Source organism: Sporosarcina sp. FSL K6-1508, assembly GCF_038007465.1.
Lineage (GTDB): Bacteria > Bacillota > Bacilli > Bacillales_A > Planococcaceae > Sporosarcina > Sporosarcina psychrophila_B.
In genome coordinates this window covers 3,482,885-3,505,166 of record NZ_JBBOXF010000001.1, presented here as the reverse complement: position 1 = coordinate 3,505,166, position 22,282 = coordinate 3,482,885, and the positions used below count along the sequence as shown (strand labels likewise).

The window sequence follows — 22,282 nt, the reverse complement described above, 5'->3', positions numbered from 1 at the left end:
CTGTTCAGAAGTGCTGAAGTCTGGACCTGGTTCATCACCTTTTGATGGTTATCGTAGGTTGAGAATTTCATGATTTCCTATGTAAGGAGTAATTCATTAAGCATCAGTGCTTAGGGCTTTTTTTATGTAAAAAAGAAGGATGTAAAAATCATAAAGTATGATAAACTGAAAGAAAAAATCTAGTAAGTGAAGAAAAGGACCTTGATTATTATGAATATTTTATCGGATTCAATAAAGCATTTTATAGCTATTGATTTTTCGGATGTTCGAACGTATTTTGTTTCATTAACGTTAACAATTATTTTCACCTATTTACTTATAGTGGTATTCAGAAAAATCATGCAACAACTATTCAAGCGAACAACTCTATTAGAAGAGAAGAAGAAAGAAACAATTGAAAGTGTTGTAAAAAACACTTCCAGGTACATATTTGCCATCATTATTCTAATCGCAGCGATTAAGCCGTTTGTGGTTGATTTGAAAGAAGTCATTGTAGCGGGGGGGATCATCGCGGCTGTTATTGGGTTCGGTGCCCAAAAACTGATTAATGATCTAATAAGCGGTGTTTTCATTATTTTTGAAGGAACCATTAAACGAGGAGACTTTATAAACGTCAACGGGGAACTTGAAGGCGGAACGGTTGAGGAATTAGGGTTTAGGATTGTCAAAATTCGGTTGATAAACGGTAAGTTATTGACCATTTCCAATGGAGAAATTAGAAAAATGGTTAATGGATCTGTTGAAAAAAGAAGAATTTTTGAAAGTCTTATTGTTTCATTCAATCAAGATCCTGGAATTGTTCGAGTATTGTTGCAAGAAGTTTGCGATGAGCTAAACACAAAACAATTAGCCTATTTGAAGATGGATAATTCAACGGGTGAATACGTGGAGATGTATAAGGTATATGGCTTACATTCCCTTGACACAAGTCCATTCGGTTATAAATTTTCAATCGTCGCCACTGTCAATGATACAGATTATTTAGTCGCCTCTTTGGAAGCCAAAGAAGTATTGGCTCAAAAACTCTATGCTCATAAAGTTAAAATGGCGGAGCAATTGATTAATAAAGGGTATTAAAGTTGAGAAGGCTATGTACTTTTGCACCTTTTTTAAGTAATGAAGACCGTACGTGTTGAAATCTTACTGAGGTAATAGTAGCTCTTAAATTGACATCGCATACGCGGTGTTTTTTTTATTAATTTAAATAGAATCATAATAGTTCCTGATCAAAATAATTACTTTCCAGTCATTCGGGGTATAGCAGGAAACACACAGGTACAATCTGAGTATCCAATGCACAATTCAGTTGTTAGGAGGAAATTGAATGGAGTATAAAGGCAGAAAAGGAAGTTCTAATGTTGAAGATCGAAGAGGTAAGGGAAAAGGGGGTATAGCATTAGCTGGAGGTGGAATTGGCGGCTTAATTCTTATACTTATTATGACCTTTCTTGGAGGCGATCCGGGCGAAATTTTGGGTGGCTTACAAGGTACAGAACTGGACACTTCGGTTCCTTATGAAGAAACGGCCGAGGAAAAAGAACTCGCTGAATTTGTGTCAGTAGTTCTTGCAGATACCGAAGTTGTTTGGACAAAATTGTTTCGTGAACAGGGCTTGGAATACGAGGAACCAATTCTCGTGCTATATACAGATAGCGTTCAATCCGCGTGTGGAGCAGCAGGGTCATCTGTTGGCCCGTTTTATTGTCCAGGCGATCACAAACTTTATATTGATTTAAGTTTTTATCAGGAACTTCAAGACAAGTTCCAAGCTCCTGGTGATTTTGCGATGGCCTATGTTGTGGCGCATGAGGTAGGACATCATGTACAAACCCTTTTAGGCATCAATGAGCAAGTGAATGCTCTTCGCACAAAACTGAGCACAGAAGAGTTTAATAAATATTCGGTGCGCCTTGAATTACAGGCGGATTATTTTGCTGGCGTGTGGGCAAGGCATCAGAAGGACATGAATTACCTTGAAGAAGGTGATCTTGATGAAGCCATTACAGCAGCGAGTGCTGTAGGTGATGACCGCATTCAGGAACAAGCCCAAGGGTATATTGTCCCCGACAGCTTTACTCATGGGACTTCTGAACAAAGGAAGCGCTGGTTTACTAAAGGATTTGAAAACGGAACCATTGAGGGGGGAGATACATTTAAAGCAAGTGGATTGTAAAAGAAACAGGGAGTTGACAAGGACTTCCTCCGTAAAACAAAAAAAATCTTGCTTAGGGCATAATCGCCATGGGCAAGATTTTTTGTGAGAAAGGAAGTTAGATAAGTAACTCAAATAACGTACTATCATTGTTAACTTCTTTAAACGAGAAACCGCAATGATGCATTCGCTGAATAAGTCCTTCGTAGTCTGACTTTCTCTTTATTTCAATGCCAACAAGTCCGGGGCCGCTTTCCTTGTTGTTTTTCTTAGTATATTCAAACGTAGTGATATCATCATCAGGTCCAAGAACTTCATCCAAGAATTGACGTAAAGCACCAGCGCGCTGCGGAAAGTTGACAATGAAGTAATAAAGAAGCCCTTCATAAATTAATGATTTCTCTTTAATTTCTTGCATGCGGCCGATATCGTTATTTCCGCCGCTTATCACACAGACGACCGACTTTCCTTTAATTTCATCCTTATAAAAGTCCAAGGCAGCAATAGATAATGCGCCCGCAGGTTCTACAACAATCGCATGTTCGTTGTACAAATCTAAAATGGACGTACATACTTTACCCTCTGGAACTAGAACAATATCTTCAAGGTATTTGCGGCAAATTTCAAAGGTGTGTTGGCCCGCACTTTGAACGGCTGCACCATCTACAAATTTATCGATTGTATGCAAGGTTGTCACTTCATTATTCGTTAACGCCGCTTGCATACTTGCTGCACCTTCGGGTTCTACTCCAATCATACGCGTATGGGGTGACAAACTTTTAATGTAAGTGCTTAAACCAGACATAAGGCCACCGCCCCCAATACTGGCAAATACAAAATCAACAGGTTCTTCAATGTCATTCATGATTTCCACTGCGACCGTCCCTTGTCCGGCAATGATATCATGATCGTCAAAAGGGTGGATGAAGATTCTATCTTCATCCAATGCACATTCGTTTGCTGAAGCAGATGAATCGTCAAATGTATCGCCTACTAAAATAATTTTTACATTGTCCCGACCAAACATTTTCACCTGATTAACTTTTTGTTTAGGAGTTGTCTGCGGCATGAATATCTTCGCATCAATTCCTAGATGAGCGCATGCATAAGCAACTCCTTGCGCATGATTCCCCGCACTGGCACAAACAACGCCCTTTTTAAGGGCAGCAGTTTCGATTGTTTTAATTTTATAATAGGCACCCCGTAATTTAAAGGAACGAACATGTTGCAAGTCTTCCCGTTTTACATAGACTCGACAACCATATTTTTCTGATAACCGTTCATTTTTTTGCAGAGGGGTATGCGCGACCACATCTTTTAATAATTGATTTGCAATCAATATGTCCCCGACTTGGATTCCAGTTGCTTCCGTCTTTGTTACATTCACAGTAATCTCAACACCCTCCGTTTTATTTGATCATTTTCCTATACTAACATGAATGGGCTGATTAAACATGTGAATGTTTGTAATTATGTGTGAATAGAAGAAAAGCTATGGCAAATTGCATTATCGAGAGGGATAGGACTGTCATCTCACATTACCTACTCTCGTTTCTTAAGCTTTCATAGTAGTACGTCTGTATTTAAAATCTTACGTAGTTAAAACTTCCCCTCAATATGTTTTAATGTTAAAGTATATGGAGAATTGAAATCAAAGTTGTGGGGGTTAATTTCATGGGAAGAGTACAGGATAAAGTTGCTTTAGTAACTGGCGGAGCATCAGGTATCGGGTTGTCTGCCGCTACGCTTCTTGCAAAAGAAGGAGCAAAAGTAGTCATTGCAGATTTTAATGTAGAAGGTGCGAAACAAGTTGCACAAAACATCCAAAATGAAGGTGGGCAAGCAGTCGCCGTGTTTTTGGATGCCGGGAATGAAACATCCATTAAAGAAGCAATTGACTTCACGGTTGAAAAATTTGGTGCGATTACAGTCCTTTATAATAACGTTGGATTGACAAATCTACAAAAGGATTTAGATGTGGTTAATATTGATTTGGATGAGTGGGACCGCTTAATGAACGTAAATGCTAAAAGCGTTTTACTGGGGAGCCGATATGCAATTCCATATATGCAAAAAGCGGGCGGTGGCTCAATTATAAATACTGCATCCATGTCTGCCTTTGCTGGTGATTCTGTGCGTTCGGCTTATGGTGCATCGAAGGCTGCAGTCGTTAATTTGACGAAATATATTGCAGCGCAATACGGGAAAGATAAGATACGTTGCAATGCAGTTGCTCCAGGATTGATTTTAACACCTGCGGCCAAGCAAAATATGTCACAAGAGGTACTTGATATTTTCGAGAAATATAATGCATTACCATACCACGGAGAAGCGGATGATATCGGTAATACCGTCTTATTTTTAGCTTCTGATGAATCGAAATTCATCACGGGTCAAACGATTCAAGTTGAGGGTGGCCACTACTCAAGTAACCCGAGCATCGCTGACTTTCAACAGCTCATGTCACAAGCGAAATCGTAAGAATTCAGTAAGTAATCCACATAAATTAGTTAGCAAAGATAATTCAAGAAAGGAAATGATCAATTATGAAACTTCAAGATAAAGTTGCACTTATTACTGGCGGAGCAGGGGGCATTGGTAAAGGGATGGCGACTGCATTCGTAAAAGAGGGCGCTAAAGTGGTAATCGTCGATTTGAACGGGGAATTAGGGGTCCAGGCAATCAAGGAATTGCAAGTCTATCAACCGGAATCGATTTTCATCCAGGCAAATTTAGCCGAGCATGATAAATTGCCGGAAATAGTAAAACAAATCGTCGAGAAATTCGGTAAGCTGGATATTTTAGTGAACAATGCCCACGCATCGAAAAATAAGCCATTTGAAGAGACGACGCAAGCGGATCTTGACTTATCATTCAATACAGGATTTTATCCGACGTTCTATCTAATGCAGGCTGCTCTGCCATATTTAAAGGAGACAAAAGGAAAAATCATTAATTTTGCTTCCGGAGCAGGTATAAATGGGGACGCAAATCAAGCATCTTACGCCGCGGCAAAAGAAGCAATCCGGGCGATTACACGTGTTGCGGCGAATGAATTTGGTCAGTTCGGCATTAATGTAAACTTGATTGCGCCCATCGCTAATTCTCCAGGTATTCAGCAATGGGCGACTGAACAACCTGAGTCTTATGAAGCGATGCTATCAAGAATTCCATTGCGACGACTTGGTGAACTGGAAAATGATATCGGCCGTGCGGCTGTCTTTTTGGCAAGTGAGGATTCCGATTACATTACCGGTCAGACACTAATGGTAGATGGAGGAGCCACTAAGCTTAGATAAGCCCGTTAAATGAACATACTCAAAAAAGCCCCTTAAAGAGGCAAAGAGTACTAGTGATGGATAGGAAATAATAATATTCTTGGACTCTAAATAGGCGCTGCAGCTGTTGGTTATGGAGATAAAAACAACAACAGAATAGAGAAAAATAGGGACCTATTCGCACTAGCGGATAGGTCCCTATTTTTATTATTTTAGTGACTGATTCAACTTTGTGTAAATGGAAAGCAATGATTGCTGTTCCGCTTCTGTCAAATGCGAAAATACATTTAGACGAAGATGCTGGCCATCTTTTTGGGCTACAGTAAGTAAAGCTTCCCCTTTATTCGTGATAGTCCAATAGGTGATACGGCGGTCAGTATCATCCTGGCGACGCGTGATTAGTTCTTTGTTTAAAAGTTTAGTTGAAAGATGCGTTAGAGATGCCGGTGTAAAGTTCAAAATACGGGCAAGATCTGAAGGCCGGCTTTCACCGTGCACCTGTAATTCATGCAAGGCAAGAATATGAGAGATGCCAAGATCGTAATCCGCTTGTTGCCGCCACTTTACATGCATTTTATGTGTCACTTGTTCAATCGTATGCAGAAGTTCAAAAATTGTCTGATTAGACATGATAATATACCCCATCCTATTCCTACAATGCGTTCCCAGAGGATCTTTTCATCCTTCAGTTCTTTTTAGTGTACCATTATCCAAGAAAAATGTTTGGATGGTAGTATCGTTCAATTATGTATACCATAATAATGAGGTGAAGTTCAACATGACAGGCAAGACGACCAAGCGATATGAAGTCGATTTATATAAACCGGTAAAAGAATACTTTGCACAACAAGGGTACGATGTCCATGGTGAAGTGAATGAGTGTGATGTGGCTGCAGTTAAAGATCAGGAACTAGTCCTCATCGAGCTGAAACTGACACTGAACATCGATCTTTTAGTCCAAGCTACAAAAAGACAGCGGCTAACGAATCATGTTTATGTCGCTATTCCTAAACCAAAAATCAACTTCCGTTCGAAAAAGTGGAAAGGTATTTGTCATTTGGTAAGAAGATTGGAGTTAGGTCTAATCATCGTTTCATTCCTAGAAGATGACGCGCGGGCGGAAGTAGTATTTCACCCCGCGTCCTTTGACCGAAAGAAAAGTATGCAGCGCAGCAAGAAAAAAAGAAATGATATACTTACTGAAATGGAAGGCAGACTCGGAGATTACAACGTTGGCGGAAGCCATCAGACTAAAATAATGACTGCCTATAAAGAAAATTGTATTTTTATAGCTTGCTGCCTTCTGCAAGCCGGACCTTTATCGCCTAAATCCTTACGGGAGATGGGGACAGGAGAAAAAACCTTAACGATCCTGAATAAAAATTATTATGGATGGTTTGATCGGATCCAGAGGGGGATGTATATGATTAATGACACAGGGGAAAGTGAGTTGCACAAATTTCAGGCCCTTTCTGATCACTATCATAAACTTGTAAGAGAAACTAGAGGTGTTTACTTGGAAAACCATGAGACCAGGGAAAATAATTAAAGAATTGATACAATCTATAGCGGAAATGGTAGAGTAGACATCTAAAGATTAAAAGTATCTAACGTCAGGATCAGCCGTATGGGTTTGTTTAGGGAAAAATAATTTTTCCAGATAGGGTGACGACTGTCCTTGTAGGCGCAGTCTTTTTTCAATGTCGATAGCATAAGTTCTTGCCTGCTCGACAGTAAATCGGCGCGTAACGATATCGTTCATTAGATTTATCGCCATGAAATTTGCGCCTTCTTGGTCACATTTCGCTGTTATTTCACCTGCTGTACGATCAGGATATAAACTTCCATCGAATTTTGCAAGGTCATCGAAAAATTCAATAGGAACTTTATAATCTATTGTCTGGGCAAGGTAATCGAGATGTGTAGTTGGAAAGTTGTGCAATACAGTATCGCGATGGACGACTGTCCGTTTCCATGGTCCGTTATTAATCCAGATCATTCTTTCGGTGCTTGCTTCATTCGGCAGACCATATTTACTTATTAATGAATAGACAGTGCCTTTGGGCTGTTCAGACCAGTTAGCCAGTAATCGATCGATCTTTGGGTATGTTTGATAATGTGGAGCGGGGTATCCATTATGTCCTGTGTGCATGATTCTCCTCCAGTTTCTTGGATAGTTGAGTTCGCCTTATCCTATTCCATATGGGTAACTTTAGTTACATGCATAAGAATGCAACAAGTTTTTAATTAAATTGGGGGAAAAGGTATGTTGAAAGAGAATAAATTAATGGCAATTAAACAGCTTCAAAAAGAATGCGAAAACGCTGATGGTATTCAACTAAAATTAAATTGGGAGATGCTACGCGAAAGAGAAGGACGACAAATGGATTTTTCTTATGAAAAGAACGGTCAACTTATCGCTTGTTTATCCCTATATGGTTTCGGATCTACCGTTGAAGTATGTGGGATGGTTATACCCGAAGAACGAAGAAAAGGTCATTTCACTAGGCTTTGGCAACAAGCCTTAGTAACAATCGAACAGTACGGCTTTCAAACAATTCTATTGAATGCACCATCAACTTCTATCACCGCTAAGGAATGGCTATCTAAACAGCCATATACATATGCGTTTTCTGAGTATCAGATGCGCTGGTCGGAACGGCCAATTGAAGCGAGTGATGAGATTCTTCTGCGGGTTGCAAAACCAAGTGATGCAAATCTTGAGGTGAAGCTTGACGTTCTTGCTTTTGGAATGGATGAAGAAGATGCGCGTTCTCATCTGGAACGCATAAAAGAAAGACAGGATGAGCAGTTTCTAATGATTGAGGCAGATAACAGAACGGTCGGTAAAGTGCGGATCAATCGAACCGAAGGCGAAGCGTGGATTTACGGATTTGCTATCTTACCTGAATTTCAAGGGAGAGGGTATGGAAGAAAAGTACTTCGTAATATAGTGAAAAGCGAGCACGATGCGGGTAATCAAATATGTCTTGAAGTGGAAGCTAAAAATAATCGTGCACTTACCCTCTATGAATCAGTCGGTTTCATAAAAATACAAGGACAAGATTATTATAAAAAAAATAGAGTGTAAAACGGAATTATAAAGAGCTGACCCCGAATGTACAGAGACGTCCATTCAAGGTCAACTTTTTTATTTTTTGCAAATTTCAAAGACGATTAACAATCGTGCATGCCATTGTCTGCCGGTAAAAGGGAGATGAGATGCACGTTATCTTTTGGCGTTGCGAAGATAGGCACAAGAAGTAGAAATTTGTCTAATTAGACATAAATTCGACGAATGGCCTACATCTTTTGGTCTTTTTTTCTACTAAATTATAGAGTATTATAGACTAGTAGAATGGTAGGAGGAAAAACGATGAGAAATACACTAACAGTACAATTGGGAACCATCATTGTCGGTATTATGGTTGCAATGCTGACTATTACATCTGTCGCAACATATAAAACAGCTTACGATAAATTGTATGATGCTGCGGGTGTTGAAGCATATGGCTGCGCTAGTATCACAACAGGTTTAATTCGACCGGAAGACGTGGGAAAAATGCTCGAAGGCGATCGTGAAACTATGGATGAGGTCGGCCAACAGCTTAACTGGACAATCAATCACAAAGCTATTTTCGAAACGCAATACATCATCGATTTAGATGGGAAAATTCTAGCACTTGATGACCATTTAAGTGCTAAAGGATTGAAACCGGGGGATACTGTTCCTGTCGATAAAGAAGCACTTGCTATGCTCTTGGATATGAAGCATTCGACTTACACAGACCTTTATGAATTCGAAGGCATTGAGCGCTTATCCGGCTATGCTCCAATTTTTGAAAATCATGATTCAACTGGAAAAATCATAGCAATCAGTGTTATTGACTTTGACGGTTCGATTGTAGCCGAGAGAACATGGGGCGTTGTTCGTAATGGTATTTTAATCAGCCTGATTCCCATGATCATTGCATCGATTATCACAATCTTGCTAATTAGACGCAAAACAAAGTCGATTTCCGCTTTAATCGCTCATGCGAAAGAAATTGCAGATGGAAACCTTAGCATTAAAGACACAGTTGTAACTAGTAAAGATGAAGTCGGTGACCTAGGGCGCACGTTGAACATAATGACGGCTAATTTGCGTAATATGATCGGCACAGTAAAATCCACTTCTATTCAATTGACACGAAACTCGCTTGATACCACTGCTTCATTAAATGAAATGCAGATGGCTGTTCAGCAAGTGGCACATAATATGAGTGAAACGGCAGCCTCTATTTCCGACGGGACAATCAATGCGGAACATGCCTCGAAAATCTTGTCTACTCTGGCGAATGATCTTCAAGATTCAAAAGAAAAAGCGGACTTAAGTGTTGAGAATTCCCAATTGACTATGCAGACTGCTGAGGAAGGTCAGCATAGCGTAAATGATATCAATAATGATATGGAAAAAATAAGGGTATCTTCAAATGAAGCGGGCGGTACGATTCAAAATTTAATTGAATCTACAACAAAAATCCAAAACATTACTAACTCAATTGCGAGTATAGCTGCACAGACGAACTTACTGGCGCTAAATGCATCTATTGAAGCTGCACGGGCTGGCGAACACGGAAAAGGATTTGCAGTAGTTGCAGAAGAAGTACGGAAACTCGCCGAACAATCCAATATAGAAGTGCTTGAAGTTGAAAAACTTGTGCATGATATTACAGAAAGTATCAGTCAAGTTGTTTCCTCTACTTCAGAAAGCACAAAACTTATTGAATCTGGGACGGAAACAGTTCGTATGACCGCTACATCTTTGAGTAATATCTCACGTGCTGTCTCGGAAACCGTTAAAGAAATAAATCTGATTTCGGAATTAACGACAGCAGAAGCGGAGAGTTCAAGCAGGGTAGTCGAGCTTATCAATCAACTTACCCAATCAATTCATTCGATTGAAGATATGACAAATAATATTTCTGCAGCAACAGAGCAGACATCAGCTTCAATTGATGAAGTCGCAATTCGTTCCGCTGAAATGAGTCATATGGCACAAGACCTTGAGAAGGTTGTCGGACAGTTTAGATTAGAATAATGAAAAGACAAAACCCGCAAGAGCTTATCGCTTTTTGCGGGTTTTATCGCTGCTAAATTTAAAGCAAGCATAGTGATGATCCAACGATTATTCTACTTCGTTCATATTATTCTTATTTGGAAATTTGCGTCTCGCTTTTCTATCTATGGCTTAAAAATAAAACATAGTAGACTATTAATTCTAAGGAATCTGTGTTTGTGCTTATAAAGCAATAAAGTTACAACTAAGGGGGAAATACTTTATAATTTTAAAGGGCAAATATTTGTTCAATACTATTTTAGAAGGAGAATCTGAATGGCGAAAGAAATGCGACATCGTAAGATAATCATGTCATTATTACTTCTATCAATGATGATTATGCTGCTGGCTGCATGCGGCAAGGAGGGCGGCGCAGAAAAAGATGGTGGAAATAAAAGTTCGCCTTGGGAAAACATCCAAGAGAAGGGCGAAATTGTTGTAGCGACATCAGGAACTCTGTATCCCGCTTCTTTCCATGACAGCGAAAGCAAGGAATTGACAGGTTACGAAGTTGAAATTATGAAAGAGATAGGTAAGCGCCTGGATTTGAAAATCGAGTTTGCAGAAATGGGTTTAGATGGAATGCTTACATCCCTTAATAGCAATCAAGTCGATTTAGCAGTAAATGATATTGAAATAACACCGGAACGGGAAGAGAAATTTACATTTTCGGAGCCGTATAAATATTCATTTGGCACTGCAATTGTTCGTAAATCGGATCATTCGGGTATTGAATCACTTGAAGATCTGAAAGGGAAAAAAGCGGCAGGTGCTGCGACTTCCGTTTATATGCAAGTTGGCCGTGACTACGGTGCTGAAGAGGCGATTTATGATAATGTCACAAATGATGTATATCTGCGTGACGTGGAAATTGGGCGTACAGATGTTATCTTAAATGATTATTACTTACAAAAGCTTGCTCTAGAAGCTTTTCCGGAGTTTGAAATCATGATTCATCCAGACATCAAGTACCATCCCAATGTACAAGCAATCATTATGAAAAAGGATAATGATGAACTGTTGAAACATGTGAATGACGTTCTTGCCGACATGCATACTGACGGAACAATTTCCGAATTAGCGAAAAAATTCTTTAACGGGGAAGACGTGTCGATTGAACAAGCTTATGATTTTGAATAAATGGAAAGGTGGATTGTAAGGTGAGTGGAATTGAATGGAATCATATTTTCGACTTACCGCTTGCCATCGAATCCTTCCCATATATTTTACAAGGTATCGGATATACGATACTCATCTCGTTTGGTGGTATGGCGATCGGACTTGTTTTAGGCTTAGCATTGGCACTTAGCAGAACTTCCAAGTTGTTTCTTTTCAGATGGCCGGCACGAATTTTTATATCCTATATGCGAGGAACTCCGATGCTTGTCTTCCTTTTTTTGCTCTATTTCGGATTACCGAACATCGGAATTCAATTTTCAGCGGTCACAGCCGCTTTAATAGGCTTCAGTCTTCATTCCTCCGCTTATATGGCTGAAATTATACGGTCGTCACTTAACTCGGTTGACAAAGGGCAATGGGAAGCGGCAACTGCTCTGGGTTTGTCATATGGGCAATCGTTACTCTCTGTGATATTGCCGCAAGCAACACGGATTGCAATACCGCCATTGTCGAACGTTCTGTTGGATCTTATCAAAGCATCATCACTGGCAGCAATGATCACCGTACCTGACCTGTTTCAACGCGCAAAAATTGTCGGCGGCAGAGAATTCGATTATATGACGGTTTATATTTTGGTCGGTCTTATCTATTGGGGGATCTGTCTACTGGTTGAAATATGGCAGAATCATCTAGAGAAGCGTTCCACGTATGTATAATAGTAAAATAGTTTTTGGAGTCTGATTTTATACTAATAAAAGCAGAGACTTGTGATATAATTATACTTATAAATAAAACAGCATAGAGGAGCATGAAGCATGTTAAAAGATCTCTTTATCGGTTTATCTGAAAATCAAATTTTGAACAGCGCAGCTAAAAAATATGGATTGAAACTTGGGGCACAAAATGTCGTGGCCGGAACAAACGTTGAAGAAACAATTCAAAGTATCAAAGAACTCAATGCACATGGAATTTCTTGTACAGTAGATAACTTGGGCGAGTTTGTCTTTCAAAAAGAAGAAGCGTTAGAAGCGAAGGAACAAATTCTAGCGGTAATCGAAGCCATTCATGAACATGGGGTCGATGCCCATATTTCTTTAAAACCTTCACAACTAGGTTTGGATATTGATATTGATTTCTGTTTGGAAAACTTAAAAGAAATTGTTGCCAAAGCTGCCAGTTATAATATTTTCATTAATTTCGATATGGAAAATCATGCCCGTCTACAACCTTCATTTGATTTGCTTGATGAATTGTCAAGGGACTATGACAATATTGGGACAGTAATTCAAGCTTATTTCTTCCGCGCGGTAGAAGATATTCAGAAATATAAAAACTTCCGTTTGCGAATTGTAAAAGGTGCTTATAAAGAAACTGAAGAATATGCTTATCAGGATAAAACAGAAATTGATGAAAACTATATTAAGTTGATTGAATGGCATTTGTTAAATGGCAAGTTTACATCGATTGCAACACATGATCACCATGTCATTAACCATGTAAAACAATTTGTGAAGGACAACAACATTCCAAATGATAAATTTGAGTTCCAAATGCTATACGGTTTCAGGAAGGACATGCAATTACAATTGGCTAGCGAAGGGTATAATTTCTGCACATACGTTCCTTTCGGTAATGACTGGTATGGTTATTTCATGCGCCGCCTTGCTGAGAGGCCGCAAAACTTGAATCTTGTTGTTAAACAAGTATTCAATAAAAAAACTAATACAATGCTTGGTTTAGCAGCTGGGGCCTTCGCTCTAGGAAGAATCACCAAGAAAAAATAAGATAACTAAAAAGGATGTAAAATGAGAGATCTCTCATTTTACATCCTTTTTTAAAAGACGGTGTTAGTTTTTTAACTTCGATTGGTGTCTAGACTGCGGTCGACCTGTATTTTCCTTAGTTTTAGCCGACTGTCACAATGACAATGAAGTAAATGACCATTGCAATCAAACCAATCGGAACACCAAAACGTGCCCATTCACTACTTTTAATATTAAGTTTTCCGGCAGCGATGATATTCGGAATATTTCCGGGTATTAACATTCCACCACTAATTAATAGTCCTAGTAAAAGAGCTTTAATGGTCGAATCATTCATGACAGGGCTGATTTCAGCTGCAGCCAAGGTAGCGTTATCGAGTACTGCTGAAATCATATTAATCCAGTATAAGACCAGCGGATTAAGCCCGAGGAGGTATCTTTCGATAAAGGGCTCGAAACCTGCTCCAAGCAGTGTCAGTGCCATCACGAATAGATATACTTTAATCCCTCGGATAATTATATCCATATATGATTCCGTTCCCAAATTAGCTTTCAAACTATTTAACTTATTCGAAGGCTTGATCATAATTACTGCAAGTATACCGAATGCAATGACGCCCGGAATGATATCAGGACCGATCAAACGAAGCAAATAGAAAAAATCAGCATCCAATTTGCTTGTTGCCACTGTCGAGAGGGGTTCGCCAATTGGCGTAAGAACAGCACCAAGCCCAATTGAATAACAAGCGATGATAACTAGGCGAATTTCCGATTTACGGTCAAGTCGCAAAACACCAACGATTGCGACTAGCACAATAGCAGCAATAATTGCTGTAATAATGCTGGAAAGGATACCAAGCACGATCACGATAAGGGCTAAAAATAAGCGGAAAGGGATTGCTTTACTCAACCCGCGTATTCCTTTTTCAAAAGGTTTTTGTAACCATCTGAACAATAGCCCTGCAATAATGACAGCCAACGTGATATGTAATGGATCTTCCAAAGCTTTAAAAATAAGAGCAGAGTCAAGCACTTGACTTACAAGTACAGCTGAAATCCCCATAATAAACAAAAATACTTCTAAGTTCCGTTCAACTATTTTTACTGTGAACGGCAAAAACAATACTAGTATTAATATAATAGATAAGCCGAGTATTATAGTTATCATTCCTTTCCGTTTAATTAGAAAACATTGATAAGTACATTTTATCATGGAAACGGAAATAGGAAACAATTCATTTTCAAAATAAAACAAGCAGCCCCCATAAACTTAGGGGGCTGCTTGTTTCTTTAGAAACTTATTAATGAACGCCTTTCATAAACCGCAGAATAATCGGTGATATTGCAAATAATAGGATACTTAGGACGATCGCTGTTCCACCAATGATCCCGAAATACATCATCTCAGTTTCAGGTGTATATAATTTGACCAACTGTGCATTAAGCGCTTGAGCAGCCGCGTTCGATAGGAACCAAAGGCTCATCGTCTGCGCAGAGAAAGCTGCAGGCGCCAATTTCGTCGTTGCTGACAATCCTACTGGAGATAAACATAATTCCCCTAAGACGACAACAAAGATGCTTAGAATAAGCCATAGAGGGTTTACAAGAGCATCAGTGCCACCGAAATAGCCTGGTAGTAAAATAATGATGAATGACAAACCGGCAAACAGAAGACCTAGTGAGAACTTCTGCGGAATATTTGGCTGCCGATCACCAAGTTTCATCCAGAGCCAAGCAAAGATTGGCGCTAACGTGATAATGAATAATGGATTAAATGATTGGAAAAAGGCTGGCGAAATTTGATAGCCAAAGATATTAAGGTTTGTTCGTGTATCTGCATATAGCGCAAGAATTGTGGATCCCTGCTCTTGAATTGCCCAAAACATGACGGACGCCAGGAAGAGCGGAATAAAGGCAAGGATACGTGACTGTTCAACTGCCGTTGTTTTCGGGCTTCTGTACATAACAACAAAATAAATTGTTGGGATAAGGAAACCAAGGATCCCTACAATTGCAATAAACGAATCAAATGTCAGCCAACCTCGAGGAATGGCGATTGCGACAAGAATTGCAATTATTACAGTGGCAATTGCGAAAATTGAGAATACTTTTTTCTTCTCAGATGGTTGTAATGGGTTTTGAACATGCATTCCTGCAAGACCCAGATATTTCTTTTTCGTTAGGACGAAGATTAATAGTCCGAAAAACATTCCGACTGCGGCAACGCCGAACCCAAGATGGAAACTTGTTTTCATTAATTCTCCGACGATAAGCGGAGAAATGAATGCACCCATGTTAATCCCCATGTAGAAAATGCTGAATCCTGCATCGCGTCGGTTGTCATTTTCTGGATAAATATCACCGACGACGCTAGAGACATTCGGTTTTAGTAAACCTGTCCCAATTACGATAAGGACCATCGAAACAAAGAACATTGCAATATTACCTGGAATTGCAAGTGCTATATGGCCAAGCATGATGAATATTCCACCATAAAAAATTGCTTTCGATGTACCGAATATCCGGTCAGCCAGCCATCCGCCGATAATCCCTGACATGTAAACCAGGGAACCGTAGATAGACATGATAGACATTGCAACAGTTTTATCTAATCCAAGTCCGCCATTCGTTACTTCGTAGTACATATAGAAAACGAGGATTGCTCTCATACCGTAATACGAGAAACGTTCCCAGAATTCCGTGAAGAATAATGTGAACAAACCTTTCGGGTGCCCGAAGAATCCTTTTTGCGGGACACTCTCCACGATCTGTTGCTTTGTTATCTGTGACATCATGATGCCTCCTTCATATTTCACTATAATACAATTAAACGTTTTCAATTGTCAAAAATAATTATTGGGAACGCTATTATTTGTAATAACGCTGTTATTTCAATGTTTCAATATAATATTAATTTTCTCAATATATTAAAAAGATATTTTAGTGATAACAATTAATTATATTATAAAAGTTTAAAAGGTTATCGCACATGTATACATGTTATTTTTCATAGAGTGAAGAAAAGATAGAGAACTAAAGCTGAAGGGGAGTGGGGGAATAGGTGGATAATTTAGCGTCACTTTGTGATCAATTCGCAGGAATTCTGCGAGGGAAAAGTAAAATAGGGAAAGGGGTTTGTACAGTATCCTTTCATAGAAATCTAAAAGTGACTGTTCAAGGACGTCCAAGTACATCAGTCATTCCGGCAAGCGTCTTGTTTGAATCTTTGGATAAAAAAGGTATTGCGTTAAATATGTCGGAAATTGCCGTTTTGGAAAGCGAAATTCCCGTCTTCATGCACTCCATTATCCAGCAAGGGCTGATTGTCAGTGCATTACATAACCACTGGCTCTATATGCAACCAACAATTATGTACATTCATATCCAATCCATTGAACCTCCACTGGATTTCGCAAGGAAATTAGCATATTCATTTACCTTATTGAGCACTTATCCGGTTGCAGACTAACTATCCTAGGAGGAGAAACGTTGGAAATCTATGATGTCGTTTTAATTCCGCTTATCATCGGAATCGTGGAGTTGTTAAAGATGTATGGGATGCCAAGGCGCTTATTACCAATCATGGCTCTCATCTTTGGGATTGTAGGAGGCATCATTTATATCTATCCTGAAGATGTAAAAGCGGGTATTCTCGTTGGGTTAATGATGGGTTTATCAGCAAGCGGGCTCTACGCTGGGGGGAGAACGGTGATTGAGAAAAATTGAATTGATATAACGTGAAAATCCTCTTAGGTAATGGATAACTTAAGGGGATTTTGATATGGTAATTTATTAATCATTTAGTTAAAGGGCGATTTTCAATAAAACTGTATCGTGAAAGTTAGAAGGATGGCAGCCACTTCTAGTATGATATATTAACGGAATATTACTACTATAATCTTTATAAGCGCTTTACTTAAAGGAGATGTATTTTTGAAAGTTGTTGTGGCACCAGATTCATTTAAAGGTAGTTTGACTGCTTTACAAGCCACCCAAGCGATGGTAGCGGGTATTCATGATGCAAATCCCTTTATCGAGACAGTTATGCTTCCTGCGGCTGATGGTGGGGAAGGGACAATGACTAGTTTGGTTGATGCTACCGGTGGAAAGATTGTATCTGTCATTGTGCAAGATCCACTCGGTCGAGAAATCGAGGCGGGGTATGGCGTTCTTGGTGATCAAAAAACGTCCGTCATTGAAATTGCAGAAGCGTCCGGATTGTTGCTTCTACATGATGACGAAAGAAACCCGCTCGTTACGTCGACATATGGCACCGGTGAGTTAATTGTTCATGCACTTAATGCAGGCTTGCGTAATTTTATTATCGGGCTCGGCGGAAGTGCGACGAACGACGGTGGGGTTGGAATGTTGCAGGCGCTCGGAATGAGTTTTACTAATAAGGACGGTGTTGAATTGCCAAGAGGCGGAGGCTCATTAGGTGATCTTCATGCAATCAACATGCTTCATTTTGATGAACGGATTTTAAAAAGTAACTTCCTAATTGCATGTGATGTAAGTAATCCTTTCATTGGTTCTAATGGTGCTTCCGCTGTTTTTGGTCCACAAAAAGGGGCTTCACCTGTTGTAGTAGAAGTACTCGAAGGAAATTTGACAAGATTGGCCAATGTAGTAGATCAACTAACAGGGATTTCACTTCATGGAAAAAAAGGGGCGGGTGCGGCAGGTGGAACAGGTGGGGCATTTCAAGCTTTCTTTCCCGGTGAAATGAAACAGGGTATCAGCGTTGTGTTGGATGCAATTTCATTCGATGAACAAATAACTGATGCAGATTTAATTATTACAGGTGAAGGTAAAACGGATAGTCAGACCTTATCAGGGAAAACACCATTCGGTATTGCAAAAGCAGCTCACAGGCGTGGGAAGCCCGTCATTCTTATTTCAGGCGCGCTTGACGAAGAGAGTTGGGATCTATTGGCACCTATGTTCAACGAATTGCATGCAGTTGCAGATGGTACGATCTCTTCCCAAGATTCAATTGCACATGCAAGTCATTATTTAAGAGTAAAAACGAAAAAGGTAATGGGAAATTACTTATCTTCATTCAACAGAAGTCTTCCGCTTTTATAAGCGGCGATTTGAAGGGAGCGGAAAGGCAACCTTCACCACATCTTGCAGGCACAAGCTCAATTCAAAATCTGAACGCAATCACACCGAGACTTAATTGTTTTTACTAAAAAAGGGGTGCAGAGATGTTATTTGCGGTTATTGCTATTAGTGTCGTGCTCGTTGTAGTGTTGACTGCTGTTTTCAAAGTTCATCCATTTTTATCTTTATTACTCGGGGCATTTTTTGTTGGAATAGCTTCGGGTATGCCGCTACTCACAGTGGTGGATAACGTAAATGACGGATTCGGCGGATTGATGAAGTCGATTGGAATTGTCATTGTCGCGGGTACTATTATTGGCGTCATTCTAGAAAAATCGGGTGCGGCATATAGAATGGCGGAAGTAGTTTTACGAGTAATTGGTGAAAAGCGTCCTCAGCTGGCGATGTCAATCATCGGTTATATCGTGTCAATTCCAGTTTTTTGTGATTCTGGGTTCATTATATTATCAAGCTTGAAAAAAGCTCTTGCAAAACGGGCGAAGGTGGGAATTGCATCGATGTCAGTTGCCCTCGCAACTGGATTGTATGCGACACACACATTAGTTCCGCCGACACCTGGACCAATTGCTGCTGCCGGTAATATCGGGGCAGAAAATTATTTAGGGACCATTATTTTAATTGGACTTTTCGTCGCGATCCCAGCGGTCATTGTCGGTTATTTTTGGGCAGTTAAAGTAGCGTCAAAAATTGAAGTGCCAGAAGATGCAGAAGAAGGTGGGTTAAATTACGAAGAGATAGTGAAATCATTTGGAAAAATGCCTTCGACTTTCAAAGCATTCTTGCCGATAGTCTTACCGATAGTGTTGATTGGTATTGGATCGGTAGCGACTCTTACCGGCGAAGACACTGCTTTTATTAACTTCCTGCGCTTTTTAGGAGCACCAACTGTTGCACTTTTATTCGGTGTATTGGCAGCATTTTTATTACTTCCTAAATTGAATGAGGAAACACTATCAGGTTGGATAGGCGATGCATTGAAGGAAGCTGCTCCGATTCTTCTTATCACTGGGGCAGGAGGAGCGTTCGGAAAAGTTATCTCAAATTCAGGTGTTGCAGATCTTATCGCAAACATGAATATGGACGCGTTAGCAGGCGGTGCATTGTTCCTGCTCATTCCTTTTATCATCGCAGCGGCATTGAAAACCGCCCAAGGTTCTTCAACCGCTTCACTTGTTATCACATCGACATTAGTAGCGCCGCTATTACCTGCGATGGGTATTGAAGGAGCCATCCCACTTGCGCTTGTTGTCATGGCGATCGGTGCCGGTGCAATGACAGTGAGCCACGTAAACGACAGTTTCTTTTGGGTCGTTACACAATTCAGCGGCATGACAGTGACGGATGCTTATAAAGCACAAACGATGGCGACGCTATTACAAGGTGTAATAACGATTGTAGTTACAATGCTGCTTTGGATGGTTCTTGTGTAGAGCAAGAGATGGAAGACAAATTCCACGACGCTTACTGAGAACCAAAAGGAATAACGAGCCTCCTTGTGAATTAAGAAAAAAATAAAAGCTTGCAAGTGCTAAGGAGGTAGTCTTCTCCAACTAGCATTTGCAAGCTTATTTACTTTTTCTTTTCATAACGAGCAGTGAAAGTCCAAAAAAAAGTAGCGTTGTAACACAAAGATAGAGGATGCTAAATAACTTGGAAGTTTGTGTACCATTGATTTCGTAGAGCATACCCATATCAATTTTAAATCCTTGCTTCATTTCCGCTGGAGAATTTGAAAAGGCATCTAGAAGGGGTCCTTCCATCAACAATTGCCGGAACAGGGCAGCCGAATGGGAAACAGGAAAAAGCTTGACGACTGCTTGTATGTACTCTGGCAAACCGCCAATCGGAATGTAGATGCCTGCTAAAAAGCCAAGCAGTGTTCCGATGACTGTACTTGCCGCAGCAAATGCATTTGACGTTTTGAAAAAGGAAACCAATAGAAGCACCATCGATCCGCTCGCCAAAACGGATAAAATAACTACACCACCCGCCTCTATCATTTTACCAAATGACAGCACAGCTTCTCCGGAAACGTAGAGAAACACATTTGAAGCAATGAGCGTGATCATGCACATAATGAAACCTACAACTAACGCGCTGATAATATAACCGCCAACCAATTTCGCACGTGCAATAGGGGAAGAATAAAAATCCATGTATGTTTTATTTGCACGATCTTCAACTAAGATGCCAAATGATCCGAGGGTTGTTGTCATAGAAGTTACCGCTAGGATTCCCGCGATGAACCATGAAGTAAGCAATGCTTCTTTTGCAGGAAAGTCGGGCAGCCCTTTGGAAGTCATGTCACCTAAAAATAAAAAGTAAAGAGTGATTAATATAATAACTGCAAGAAGAGAGAAAAAAACTGTCGTTTTATCCCTAAAATACAATAAAATATTTCGTTTAGCGAATGCCATCATCTTGATTCACGCCCTTTCCATTGATGGCGATGAATACATCGTCCAAGCTTGACTTTCTTACTTCAAACGAGCTGATAAAAGGAGCAAATCTTTCTAGAAGTGGGATAGCATCCTTCGTATGCACAAGTGGGAGTGAAAATAGGGATTTTTCAATTTTGAAAACCACTCCATCCTCAGCGAGCACACGGCTTAATTCAATTTCCTTATCTGTTAAAATCGTCAGTAAATCAGTGGAATATTCATTTTTTAATTGTTCAGGAGTTCCTTTCGCAATAACGTTTCCTTCTTTCATCACAACCACATAATCGGAATTGGCTGCTTCCTCAATATAATGTGTTGTTAAAAATACAGTCATGCCTGTTTCTTTTTGAAGTTGCAAAACCGTTTCCCAAATGTTTTTTCGGCTTTGTGGATCAAGGCCCGTTGTCGGTTCGTCCAGTATTAAGATGTTCGGTTTATGAATGAGCGCACGTGCAATATCCGCTCGCCGACGTTGTCCACCTGATAATTTCCCGTAAAGACGATTTGAAATAGACTGTATATCCACGATCTCCATAACCCGAGTAATCCTAGCGTTACGTTCTTTCCGAGTCATCCCATAAAATGATCCCCGGATAGCTAAATTCTCTTTTACGGTTAACAGAGGGTCTAGTAGACTTTCTTGAAATACAACGCCAATTTCTTTTCGAATGGCTTGGTCATGTTTGCCGACAATGTAGCCATTTACATTTACAAGACCTGAGTCCTGCTTTAAGAGTGTCAATAAAATTGAAATGGTTGTAGATTTCCCCGCACCATTTGTTCCTAAAAAAGAGAACAGTGCACCTTCCTCTACGTAGAAACTGATATCGTTAACAGCCTTTACTTTCCCGTATGACTTTGACAATCTTTGCACTTCAATTATCTTGTTTATTTAAATCACTCCTTTTTCCACGCGCAATAACGGAATTTATTTGCACTGCACTGGATTGATTGCCCATAAAAATCATAAAAATTACCACGATATACGTCAGGAAACCAATTATGACAACAAATGCTAGAGTAGACCAACTGAATGGAAACATGTCGAAAACGAAGCCGGCTACTAGTAGAACAATTATAACGTCAACAAATTCAAGTAATCGGAACAGCAAAAAGTTTCGGATGGGCAACAAATGTGTAACGAAAATTAAACACATGATGCCAATTGAGATAACCAACATATTGACGACCATTCGTTCATCCATAGGTGGAAATAAATTCAAGAAACTAAATGAAAAATAGAAGATACAACTGAATGTAAACGAAATACAACCTGTTGAAATATAATGTTTGAATCCATCCAT

22 protein-coding genes are annotated in these 22,282 nt (G+C 39.8%); 14 read left to right on the top strand and 8 right to left on the bottom strand.

Annotation, left to right across the window (positions count from 1 at the left end; translation table 11 throughout):
• Positions 1-210 precede the first annotated feature (210 nt).
• Complete coding sequence (locus MKZ11_RS17745; RefSeq protein WP_340795688.1) at positions 211-1,077, top strand: mechanosensitive ion channel family protein; 867 nt, start codon at positions 211-213, stop codon at positions 1,075-1,077.
• Positions 1,078-1,324: 247 nt separating this feature from the next.
• On the top strand, positions 1,325-2,173 hold the full coding sequence (gene ypfJ, locus MKZ11_RS17740) for a KPN_02809 family neutral zinc metallopeptidase (RefSeq protein WP_340795687.1): 849 nt from the start codon (positions 1,325-1,327) through the stop codon (positions 2,171-2,173).
• 97 nt (positions 2,174-2,270) lie between these two features.
• On the opposite strand, the gene ilvA is transcribed toward ypfJ, so the two are convergent.
• Positions 2,271-3,545: a threonine ammonia-lyase IlvA gene (ilvA, locus tag MKZ11_RS17735; RefSeq protein ID WP_445327054.1), complete on the bottom strand. Its 1,275-nt coding sequence runs from the start codon at positions 3,543-3,545 to the stop codon at positions 2,271-2,273.
• Positions 3,546-3,826: 281 nt separating this feature from the next.
• Between ilvA and MKZ11_RS17730 the strand changes: the two genes are divergently transcribed.
• Both MKZ11_RS17730 and MKZ11_RS17725 read left to right on the top strand, forming a co-directional pair.
• Positions 3,827-4,633 (top strand): SDR family NAD(P)-dependent oxidoreductase, encoded by an 807-nt coding sequence (locus MKZ11_RS17730; protein ID WP_340795685.1) that lies wholly within the window; start codon positions 3,827-3,829, stop codon positions 4,631-4,633.
• A 62-nt stretch (positions 4,634-4,695) separates the two neighbouring features.
• On the top strand, positions 4,696-5,451 hold the full coding sequence (locus MKZ11_RS17725; RefSeq protein WP_340797045.1) for an SDR family NAD(P)-dependent oxidoreductase: 756 nt from the start codon (positions 4,696-4,698) through the stop codon (positions 5,449-5,451).
• Positions 5,452-5,637: 186 nt separating this feature from the next.
• Here the strand turns inward: MKZ11_RS17725 and MKZ11_RS17720 are convergent, their stop codons facing one another.
• Positions 5,638-6,060: a MarR family winged helix-turn-helix transcriptional regulator gene (locus MKZ11_RS17720; protein WP_340795684.1), complete on the bottom strand. Its 423-nt coding sequence runs from the start codon at positions 6,058-6,060 to the stop codon at positions 5,638-5,640.
• Positions 6,061-6,157: 97 nt separating this feature from the next.
• On the opposite strand from MKZ11_RS17720, the gene MKZ11_RS17715 reads away from it, so the two are divergent.
• The gene (locus tag MKZ11_RS17715) at positions 6,158-6,979 is read left to right on the top strand and encodes a DUF2161 domain-containing phosphodiesterase (protein WP_340795683.1); all 822 of its coding nucleotides are present in this window, start codon (positions 6,158-6,160) and stop codon (positions 6,977-6,979) included.
• A gap of 48 nt (positions 6,980-7,027) precedes the next feature.
• Here the strand turns inward: MKZ11_RS17715 and MKZ11_RS17710 are convergent, their stop codons facing one another.
• The gene (locus MKZ11_RS17710) at positions 7,028-7,582 is read right to left on the bottom strand and encodes a hypothetical protein (RefSeq protein ID WP_340795682.1); all 555 of its coding nucleotides are present in this window, start codon (positions 7,580-7,582) and stop codon (positions 7,028-7,030) included.
• Between the two features lie 114 nt (positions 7,583-7,696).
• Between MKZ11_RS17710 and MKZ11_RS17705 the strand changes: the two genes are divergently transcribed.
• The 5 genes from MKZ11_RS17705 to MKZ11_RS17685 all read left to right on the top strand — a co-directional run bounded on the left by MKZ11_RS17705 (position 7,697) and on the right by MKZ11_RS17685 (position 13,431).
• Positions 7,697-8,521 (top strand): GNAT family N-acetyltransferase, encoded by an 825-nt coding sequence (locus MKZ11_RS17705; RefSeq protein ID WP_340795681.1) that lies wholly within the window; start codon positions 7,697-7,699, stop codon positions 8,519-8,521.
• Positions 8,522-8,806: 285 nt separating this feature from the next.
• Positions 8,807-10,510, top strand: coding sequence for a methyl-accepting chemotaxis protein (locus tag MKZ11_RS17700; protein ID WP_340795680.1), 1,704 nt, complete (start codon positions 8,807-8,809; stop codon positions 10,508-10,510).
• 294 nt (positions 10,511-10,804) lie between these two features.
• Positions 10,805-11,668: a transporter substrate-binding domain-containing protein gene (locus MKZ11_RS17695; protein ID WP_340795679.1), complete on the top strand. Its 864-nt coding sequence runs from the start codon at positions 10,805-10,807 to the stop codon at positions 11,666-11,668.
• A gap of 20 nt (positions 11,669-11,688) precedes the next feature.
• A complete protein-coding gene (locus MKZ11_RS17690) occupies positions 11,689-12,363 on the top strand; it encodes an amino acid ABC transporter permease (protein WP_340795678.1) in 675 nt (224 codons plus the stop codon).
• Positions 12,364-12,462: 99 nt separating this feature from the next.
• Positions 12,463-13,431 (top strand): proline dehydrogenase family protein, encoded by a 969-nt coding sequence (locus tag MKZ11_RS17685; RefSeq protein WP_340795677.1) that lies wholly within the window; start codon positions 12,463-12,465, stop codon positions 13,429-13,431.
• Between the two features lie 121 nt (positions 13,432-13,552).
• Here MKZ11_RS17685 and MKZ11_RS17680 read toward each other — a convergent pair whose 3' ends face one another.
• Together MKZ11_RS17680 and MKZ11_RS17675 are read right to left on the bottom strand one after the other, a co-directional pair.
• Positions 13,553-14,569: a DUF1646 family protein gene (locus MKZ11_RS17680; protein WP_340797044.1), complete on the bottom strand. Its 1,017-nt coding sequence runs from the start codon at positions 14,567-14,569 to the stop codon at positions 13,553-13,555.
• A 142-nt stretch (positions 14,570-14,711) separates the two neighbouring features.
• The gene (locus MKZ11_RS17675; RefSeq protein ID WP_340795676.1) at positions 14,712-16,202 is read right to left on the bottom strand and encodes a peptide MFS transporter; all 1,491 of its coding nucleotides are present in this window, start codon (positions 16,200-16,202) and stop codon (positions 14,712-14,714) included.
• 269 nt (positions 16,203-16,471) lie between these two features.
• On the opposite strand from MKZ11_RS17675, the gene MKZ11_RS17670 reads away from it, so the two are divergent.
• The 4 genes from MKZ11_RS17670 to MKZ11_RS17655 all read left to right on the top strand — a co-directional run bounded on the left by MKZ11_RS17670 (position 16,472) and on the right by MKZ11_RS17655 (position 19,967).
• On the top strand, positions 16,472-16,879 hold the full coding sequence (locus tag MKZ11_RS17670) for a DUF1259 domain-containing protein (protein ID WP_340795675.1): 408 nt from the start codon (positions 16,472-16,474) through the stop codon (positions 16,877-16,879).
• A 20-nt stretch (positions 16,880-16,899) separates the two neighbouring features.
• Entirely contained in the window at positions 16,900-17,136 is a 237-nt protein-coding gene (locus MKZ11_RS17665) for a hypothetical protein (RefSeq protein WP_340795674.1), read from the top strand.
• A gap of 207 nt (positions 17,137-17,343) precedes the next feature.
• Positions 17,344-18,498 (top strand): glycerate kinase, encoded by a 1,155-nt coding sequence (locus MKZ11_RS17660; protein ID WP_340795673.1) that lies wholly within the window; start codon positions 17,344-17,346, stop codon positions 18,496-18,498.
• 122 nt (positions 18,499-18,620) lie between these two features.
• Positions 18,621-19,967, top strand: coding sequence for a GntP family permease (locus tag MKZ11_RS17655; RefSeq protein WP_340795672.1), 1,347 nt, complete (start codon positions 18,621-18,623; stop codon positions 19,965-19,967).
• A gap of 135 nt (positions 19,968-20,102) precedes the next feature.
• On the opposite strand, the gene MKZ11_RS17650 is transcribed toward MKZ11_RS17655, so the two are convergent.
• The 3 genes from MKZ11_RS17650 to MKZ11_RS17640 are packed head-to-tail and all read right to left on the bottom strand — an operon-like array spanning position 20,103 to position 22,282.
• Entirely contained in the window at positions 20,103-20,957 is an 855-nt protein-coding gene (locus MKZ11_RS17650) for an ABC transporter permease (RefSeq protein WP_340795671.1), read from the bottom strand.
• Complete coding sequence (locus MKZ11_RS17645) at positions 20,941-21,870, bottom strand: ABC transporter ATP-binding protein (RefSeq protein WP_340797043.1); 930 nt, start codon at positions 21,868-21,870, stop codon at positions 20,941-20,943. The genes MKZ11_RS17650 and MKZ11_RS17645 overlap by 17 nt, the downstream gene beginning before the upstream one ends.
• Positions 21,854-22,282 (bottom strand): hypothetical protein, encoded by a 429-nt coding sequence (locus MKZ11_RS17640; protein WP_340795670.1) that lies wholly within the window; start codon positions 22,280-22,282, stop codon positions 21,854-21,856. The genes MKZ11_RS17645 and MKZ11_RS17640 overlap by 17 nt, the downstream gene beginning before the upstream one ends.